The organism is Streptomyces sp. SID3212 (assembly GCF_009865405.1).
Classification (GTDB): domain Bacteria; phylum Actinomycetota; class Actinomycetes; order Streptomycetales; family Streptomycetaceae; genus Streptomyces.
Genome location: NZ_WWJY01001245.1, coordinates 1 through 7,739, shown reverse-complemented (window position 1 = coordinate 7,739; position 7,739 = coordinate 1). Strand labels below are relative to the sequence as shown.

The following is a 7,739-nucleotide window of genomic DNA, read 5'->3' as shown; positions in this document are numbered from 1 at the left end:
GAGCGCCGCCGTCGCCGCCTCCGCCGTCGCGGGCGGGGTCGGCCGCCACCTCAACACCACGGAGCTGGCGAAGGCCGCCGCCACCCGCGAGGACATCGTGCTCCCGCCGCCCGCTTCACCGGCCCGTCCGGTGCCGGCCGGCGCGGATCTCCGTATCCCGGGCCTGAGTTCGTTCACGACACCCAACAAGGACTTCTACCGGGTGGACACCGCCCTCGTCGTCCCGCGCGTCGACGCCTCGGCCTGGCGTCTGCGGATCCACGGCGCCGGCGTGACCCGCCCCCTGACGGTCGGCTTCGACGACCTGCTCCGCAGGGAGCTGATCGAACGGGACATCACCCTGACCTGCGTGTCCAACGAGGTCGGCGGCCCGTACGTCGGCAACGCCCGCTGGATCGGTGTCCGGCTCGCGGACCTGCTGCGCGAGGCCGGGGTCCGCCCGCCGTCCGACGGCGGCCCCGCCGACCAGCTCGTGGCCCGCTCGGTGGACGGCATGACCATCGGATCACCCGTCGAGACCGTCATGGACGGCCGCGACGCGATGCTCGCGCTGGGCATGAACGGGGAGCCGCTCCCCTTCGCCCACGGCTTCCCCGTCCGGATGCTGGTGCCGGGACTGTACGGCTATGTCTCGGCCTGCAAATGGATCCAGGATCTCGAACTGACCACGTTCGACGCCTACGACGCGTACTGGGTGAAGCGGACCTGGTCCCGCGAGGCCCCCATCAAGACCCAGTCGCGGATCGACACCCCGAGGCCGTTCGCGAGCCCCAAGGCGGGCCGGGTGCCGGTCGCCGGGGTGGCGTGGGCGCAGCACCGGGGCATAGCCCGCGTCGAGGTCCGGGTGGACGGCGGCGCCTGGCAGACGGCCCGGCTGGCGGAGGAGAGCGGCCGGGACACCTGGCGGCAGTGGATGTGGGAATGGCCGGCCACGGCCGGCAGCCACACCCTCGAGGTCCGCGCGACCGACCGGGACGGCTACACCCAGACGGACCGCCGCGCCGGGACCGTACCGAACGGCGCGACCGGCAGGCACTCGGTGGTGGTCGCGGTGACCTGACGCGCCCCACCCCACACGGACCAGCTGACTCACCAGCTCAATCACCACCTCTCGACCCACTTGAGAAAATCAACAAGGAGACATTCCATGACCGCCACCCGTATTCAGCGTGCCGCCCTCGCCGCCGTCGGCGTTTTTGTCCTGCCCCTCGCCCTGAGCGCCTGTTCGAGCGACGACAGCAGCGACAACGCCAAGACGAAGGACTCGGCCGCCGCCGCGCCCAAGGAGTCGCAGAGCGCGACGGACGACGCGGCGGGCATGACGGACAAGCCGTTCGGTCCCGGCTGCGCGTCGGTCCCCGCGACCGGCGCGGGCAGCTTCGACGGCATGTCGACGGCGCCGGTCGCGACCGCCGCGTCCAACAACCCCGACCTGTCCACCCTGGTCACCGCGGTGAAGAAGGCCGGTCTGGTCGACACGCTCAACAACGCCCAGAACATCACGGTGTTCGCGCCGACCAACGAGGCTTTCGCCAAGATCCCGAAGGCCGACCTGGACAAGGTCCTGGCCGACAAGGCCACGCTGACGAAGATCCTCACGTACCACGTCGTGGGCGAGAAGCTGGCTCCCGCGCAGCTGGCGAGCGGTACGTACCCGACGCTGGAGAAGTCGACCCTCGCGACGGCGGGTTCGGGTGAGTCGTACAAGGTCAACGACTCGGCGAGTGTGGTCTGCGGCAACGTGCCGACCTCCAACGCCACGGTGTACATCATCGACACGGTGCTGATGCCGAAGATGTGAGCCGGTACGTCCGGGCGGTCGGCGGCAGACCCTCCCGTGAGGAGATGTGCCCCGGGCGGACACGGGCGTGTGACGCCGGTGAAACAGGCCCTCCCTAATTTCTGTCAATCGACAGGAATCAGCGACAGGGGCCGCCATGACCGCCACCGCATCCACGGACGTACAGCCTGACCCGGCCGGGACCGGCCGGCTCGACTCGGTCGAGCTGGCCGGTTTCGGCTATCGGCAGGAGCTGCGTCGCAGCATGGGGCGGTACGCCTCGTTCGCGGCCGGATTCTCGTTCATCTCGGTCCTGACCACCGTGTTCCAGTTCTTCGCGTTCGGCTTCTCGTTCGGCGGCGCGGCCTTCTTCTGGACCTGGCCGGTGGTGCTCGTGGGCCAGTTGCTGGTGGCGGCCTGTTTCGGCGAACTCGCCGCGCGTTACCCGCTGTCGGGGGCCGTCTACCAGTGGTCGACCCGGCTGAGCACGCCGGTGTTCGGCTGGTTCGCGGGCTGGATCATGGTGATCGGCCAGATGGTGGTGGTGGCGGCCGCGGCGCTCGCGCTCCAGGTGGTGCTGCCGGCGATCTGGTCGGGGTTCCAGCTGGTCGGCGGTGATCCGTCGCCCGCGTCGGCGAGCGGCGCGGCGAACGCGGCGCTGCTGGCGGTGGTGCTGCTGGTCCTGACGACGGCGGTGAATCTGCTGGACAACCGGGTGATGTCGGCCGTCAACCGTATCGGGGTGACCGCCGAGATCATCGGGGCCGTACTGATCGTGGTGCTCCTGTTCACCCACGCGGACCGGGGTCCCGGCGTGACCCTGCACACCGGCGGGCAGGGCGGTGCGATCGGGGCGCTGCTGGTGGGGTCGTTCACGGCGGCGTACGTCCTGATCGGCTTCGACAGCGCGGGCGAGCTGAGCGAGGAGACGCGCGCGCCGCGCCGTACCGCTCCGCGCACGATCCTGCTGGCGCTGGCCTCGGCGGGGGTCCTCGGCGGACTGCTGCTGCTGGGCGGGCTGTTGGCCGCGCCCAGCCTCACCGACGGCCGGCTCGGCACGGAGGGTCTCTCGTACGTCCTGACGAGCACGCTGGGCGACGGGGTCGGCCGGGCGCTGCTCGCCGACGTGGTGGTCGCGATCGCGGTCGCGACGCTCGCGATCCAGACGTCGGGCTCGCGAATGCTGTTCTCCATGGCCCGCGACGGCGTCCTGCCCGCCTCCGGCCCGCTGTCGAAGGTCTCACCGCGCACGGGCATGCCGACGGGCCCGGCCCTGGTGGTGGGCGCGGCGGCGGCGGCGCTGTGCCTGCTCAACCTGGCGTCGCCGGACGCGTTCCTGGCCATCGGCACGACGTGCATCGCGATGCTCTACCTCGCGTACGTCATGGTCACGGGCCCGATGCTGCTGCGCCGCCTGCGCGGCACGTACACACCACCGTCGGCCCCCGGCCTGGACGAGACGGGCAACCCCCTCTTCTCCCTGGGCCGTTGGGGCCTCCCGGTGAACGTCCTGGCGGTGCTGTACGGCGCGGCGATGACGATCAACCTGGCCTGGCCCCGGGGCCCGGTCTACGACCCGGCGGGCGGCCACTGGTACTTCCAGTGGTTCACGGTCCTGTTCCTGGCCGCGACGGCCGGCGCGGGGGCGCTCTGGCTGGGGGTACGCGCACGGCGGGGCTCAACGCTCCCTACGCTGACCCGATGACACCACCGGACCCCACCCGACCGGACCTCCCCACCCGAACGGACCGGCCCACCCGAACGGACCGCGCGGCGGGGGCCGTTGTCGGTTCCGCCGTCGGCGACGCGCTCGGCGCGCCCTTCGAGTTCGGGCCCGCCGGGGTCTACTCCGCACGGTTTCCCGACGGGGTGGGCGCGATGTGCGGAGGCGGTGGGTGGGATCCGGGCGAGGCCACGGACGACACGCAGATGGCAGTGCTCGTCGGCGAGTCGCTGCTGGAGCACGGCGGGCTCGAACCGGCTGACGTCTTCGACCGGTTCCGGCGCTGGGCGGCCGCCGACCCGAAGGACATCGGCCTCCAGACCGAGGACGTACTGACGTCAGGGGATGCCTGGGACGTGGCCGCGCCGCTGCACTACCGGCGGACCGGCCGGGCCGCGGGCAACGGTTCACTGATGCGGGCCGCGACCTCCGCCGTCTACTTCGCCGGAGCCGGCCAGGAGGCCACCATGGCCGCCGCCCGGCGCCTCGCCGCGCTCACCCACGGCGACGGGGCGGCCTGGGAGGGCACGGCCGTCCTCCACGAACTGGTACGGGTCGCACTGGACGGCGGCGATCCGGTGTCCGCCGTACCGGCCACCCTCGCCCAGGTCACGGAGGACCACCGCCCGCGCTGGGCCACCGTGCTGGCTCCCGACTGGCACCCCGGCCTGGCCACGGAGTTCAACGGCGCCGTCTGGCCGTGCCTCGGATCGGCGCTCTGGGCGCTGCGCACGACGGATTCGTACGAGACGGCCGTGGCCGCCGCGATCGACCTGGGCGGAGACACGGACACGGTGGCGGCGGTGACGGGCACATTGGCGGGCGCGCTCCACGGCCTGTCCGCGATCCCGCCCCGCTGGACGGACCCCCTGCACGTCCCCCTCCCCGGCTTCGGGAACCGGGTGCTGGACGCGGCGGATCTGTTGACACTGGCAGAGGCACTGGTACGCGGCCCGGCGCGGACTCACCTCTGAGCCGGGGACGGACCGGGGGCGCGTCCGGAGGTCTCCGTGCCGCACCGGCCGGGCGCCGCGCCGCACCCTCCCCTCACGTCCCCTCCGCCCCCACCCCCACAATCCGCAGCGCCGCGTCCGCCGTCGCCGCCGCGAATGCCTCCACCGGGCGGTCGGGGTCCGAGCGGTGGACCAGGATCACGCCCTCGATCAGGCCGAACACCAGGTCCGTGCGGAGCGCCAGCTCGCCCTTGTCCAGGAGGGATCCGGGGCCGGTCGCGGCGAGCAGTTGGCCGTACGCGTCCTTGAGGTCGGCCCGTACGCGGTGGAAGCCGGCGAAGCGTTCCGCCCTCACCTCCGGCAGCAGGTACAGGCCGCCCAGGTTGTGCGGGCCGCCGCACAGCAGTTCCACGTCCGAGCGGCACAGGTCCCACAGCCTGGCCTCCGGCGACCGCCCCTCCTCGGCGAGCAGCCCCCGCGCGAGCGCCAGCGACGGCGTCACCGTCGACTCCAGCAGCTCGGCCAGGAGGTCCTCCTTGCCGTCGAAGTAGTGGTACATCGTGGCCTGCCGCAGGCCCGCCCGCTCGGCGACCGTCCGCGTCGTCGTCGCCGCGTACCCGAGCGTCGTGAACAGCTCGGCCGCCGCCCCGAGCAGCTCGTCCCGCACCGCCAGCCCGCTGTCCGGCCGCTGTGCGGCGCGCGGCCTTCCGACCCGTCGTCCCGTCGTGCCCATGGCACCGATCGTCGCACACGGGTGTGTCGGCGGATCTTGACCGCCGGGCGGTGAGCGTCCCGTAACTCCCGTGCAACGGACGGGCAACCGGCCCGAATCCCCGCGCCTCTCTAATTTCTGTCGGACGACAGAAACCGGAGGCCGAGCCATGGCAAGAGCGGCGGCGAGAGCGAAAGCGACAGCCACGACGTACGGCGCCAGGGACCACGCCCGCGCCCAGGCCGGGACCAGGACCGACGCCATGCCGGTGGTCCCCGCCACCGACTGGCCCGCGCCCCCCTGCGAGGCGGGCCACCTGGTGTGGGCGGAGACCGTCGCCGGCGGCGGCTACACCCACCGGGCCGTGGCGCGCGGCACCGAGATCCGGCTCACGGACCTGCGCGGCGACGCCTGCGCCCATCTCCTGCTCCATGTGGACGGCCGCCCCTGGGAGCGGCTCAACACCGCCGACACCGTCAAGGTCCAGTGGAACGCCTACCTGGGCGCGGGCCGGCTGCTCCTCTCCGACCAGGGCCGTGTCCTCGCCTCGCTCGTCACCGACACGACCGGCGGCAGGCACGACGCCCTCTGCGGCACGTCGACCCTGCGGCGGAACACCGAGCGGTACGGGGACGGCGCCCCGCACTCCGCCACCCCCGCCGGCCGCGAACTCCTCAAGCTGGCCGCCCTCAAGCACGGACTCGGACCCCGCGACCTGCCGCCGTCGGTCTCCTTCTTCCAGGGCGTGGAGGTACGGGAGGACGGCACGCTCGCCTTCACCGGTTCGTACGGCCCCGGCGGCTCCGTCACCCTGCGCGCCGAGCAGAACCTGACCGTCCTGATCGCGAACGTGCCGCACCCGCTCGACCCGCGCCCCGCCTACACGAGCACCCCGCTGGAGGTGCTGGCCTGGGCCGCCGGTCCGACACCGCCCGGCGACCCGGTCCGGGAGGCGACCCCGGAGGGGCGTCGCGCGTTCCTCAACACCGAAGAGGCACTGGCCTCCAGGGGGATCCGATGAACCCGGTGACCGTACCCACCCCGACGCGGCGCTCCGTCGTCGTCCCCGCCCGCGCCGCCTGGTCCGCCGTCGTCCACCGGGGCGAACACCTCACCCTCACCGACCTCGGCGGCAACCAGGCCGTGGACTTCCTGGTGTACGACGCCCACGACACCGCCGTCCGCTACAGCGCCCCCGACACCATCCACGCGCAGGGCTCCATCTTCCTGACCACCGGCAGTGTGCTGCTGTCCGACGAACACACCCCGCTGATGACGGTCACCGAGGACACCTGCGGCCGCCACGACACCCTCGGCGGCGCCTGCTCGAAGGAGTCCAACACCCTGCGCTACGGCCACCACACGTGGTCGCAGCACGCCTGCGTGGACAACTTCCTGTCCGAGGGCGCCCGTTACGGGCTCGGCAAGCGCGACCTGGTCTCCAACATCAACTGGTACATGAACGTGCCGGTGGAGAAGGACGGCACGCTCGGCATCGTGGACGGCCTGTCGGCGCCCGGCCTGCGCGTCACCCTCCGCGCCGAGACCGACGTCCTGGTCCTCGTCTCCAACTGCCCCCAGATCAACAACCCGTGCAACGGCTTCGACCCGACGCCGGTGGAGATGACGATCACGGCGGCCCCCTCATGACCGCTGCCCGCACCCCCGCCTTCGACACCCTCCTCGTCGCCAACCGGGGCGAGATCGCCGTACGGATCATCCGCACGGCCCGCCGCCTCGGCCTCCGTACCGTCGCGGTCTTCTCCGACCCCGACCGTCCCGCCCCCCACGTCCGGCTCGCCGACCACGCCGTACGGATCGGTCCCGCCGCGCCCAAGGAGTCGTATCTCGACGGGGAGTTGATCCTGCGGGCCGCGAAGGACAGCGGAGCGGGCGCCGTCCACCCCGGCTACGGTTTCCTCTCCGAGGACGCCGGATTCGCCCGGCGCTGCGAGGACGCCGGCATCGTCTTCGTCGGACCGACCCCGGAACAGCTGGAGTTGTTCGGCGCCAAGCACACCGCACGCGCCGCCGCCCGGGCGGCCGGGGTGCCGCTCGCCCCCGGTACGGACCTGCTGCCCGACCTCGCTGCGGCACTGGCCGCCGCCGAGTCGATCGGCTATCCCGTGATGCTCAAGGCCACCGGCGGGGGCGGCGGGATCGGGATGCGCGCGGTCCGCGACCCGGCCGGACTCGCGGACGCCTGGGAAGGGGTACGGCGGGTGGCGTCGGCGTCCTTCTCCTCCGCCGGACTCTTCCTGGAACGGCTGGTGGAGGACGCCCGCCACGTCGAAGTACAGGTCTTCGGCGACGGCCTGGGACGGGTCGTCAGCCTCGGCGACCGCGACTGCTCCCTCCAGCGCCGCAACCAGAAAGTCCTCGAAGAGTCCCCGGCGCCGGACCTCCCGCCCGCCGTCCGCGAACAACTCGCCGCATCGGCGCGGGACTTGTGCGCCTCGGTCGGCTACCGGTCGGCGGGGACAGTCGAGTTCGTCTACGACGCCGCCCGCGCCGAGGCGTACTTCCTGGAGGTCAACACCCGCCTCCAGGTCGAACACCCCGTCACCGAGG

The 7,739-nt window shown here is 72.6% G+C and carries 8 protein-coding genes; 7 read left to right on the top strand and 1 reads right to left on the bottom strand.

The annotated features are described in order from the left end of the window. The 4 genes from GT042_RS37530 to GT042_RS37515 all read left to right on the top strand — a co-directional run. Positions 1–1,060 (top strand): molybdopterin-dependent oxidoreductase (locus GT042_RS37530; protein WP_161313141.1); only part of this gene is annotated, 1,060 nt, incomplete at its 5' end. Between the two features lie 87 nt (positions 1,061–1,147). Then, on the top strand, positions 1,148–1,801 hold the full coding sequence (locus GT042_RS37525; RefSeq protein ID WP_161313140.1) for a fasciclin domain-containing protein: 654 nt from the start codon (positions 1,148–1,150) through the stop codon (positions 1,799–1,801). A 136-nt stretch (positions 1,802–1,937) separates the two neighbouring features. Then, positions 1,938–3,485 carry an amino acid permease gene (locus GT042_RS37520; protein ID WP_161313139.1) on the top strand — a complete coding sequence of 516 codons (1,548 nt, stop codon included), beginning with the start codon at positions 1,938–1,940 and terminating at the stop codon, positions 3,483–3,485. Then, positions 3,482–4,477, top strand: coding sequence for an ADP-ribosylglycohydrolase family protein (locus GT042_RS37515; protein WP_161313138.1), 996 nt, complete (start codon positions 3,482–3,484; stop codon positions 4,475–4,477). The genes GT042_RS37520 and GT042_RS37515 overlap by 4 nt, the downstream gene beginning before the upstream one ends. 73 nt (positions 4,478–4,550) lie before the next feature. Here GT042_RS37515 and GT042_RS37510 read toward each other — a convergent pair whose 3' ends face one another. After that, positions 4,551–5,189 (bottom strand): TetR/AcrR family transcriptional regulator, encoded by a 639-nt coding sequence (locus tag GT042_RS37510; RefSeq protein WP_161313137.1) that lies wholly within the window; start codon positions 5,187–5,189, stop codon positions 4,551–4,553. Between the two features lie 148 nt (positions 5,190–5,337). Between GT042_RS37510 and GT042_RS37505 the strand changes: the two genes are divergently transcribed. From GT042_RS37505 to GT042_RS37495, 3 genes are all read left to right on the top strand, one after another. Then, complete coding sequence (locus GT042_RS37505) at positions 5,338–6,189, top strand: urea amidolyase associated protein UAAP1 (protein WP_161313136.1); 852 nt, start codon at positions 5,338–5,340, stop codon at positions 6,187–6,189. A gap of 5 nt (positions 6,190–6,194) precedes the next feature. Next, positions 6,195–6,818, top strand: coding sequence for an urea amidolyase associated protein UAAP2 (locus GT042_RS37500; RefSeq protein WP_345944066.1), 624 nt, complete (start codon positions 6,195–6,197; stop codon positions 6,816–6,818). Continuing rightward, positions 6,815–7,739: biotin carboxylase N-terminal domain-containing protein (locus GT042_RS37495; RefSeq protein WP_161313134.1), on the top strand; the 925-nt coding region annotated here is incomplete at its 3' end. The genes GT042_RS37500 and GT042_RS37495, both read left to right, overlap by 4 nt.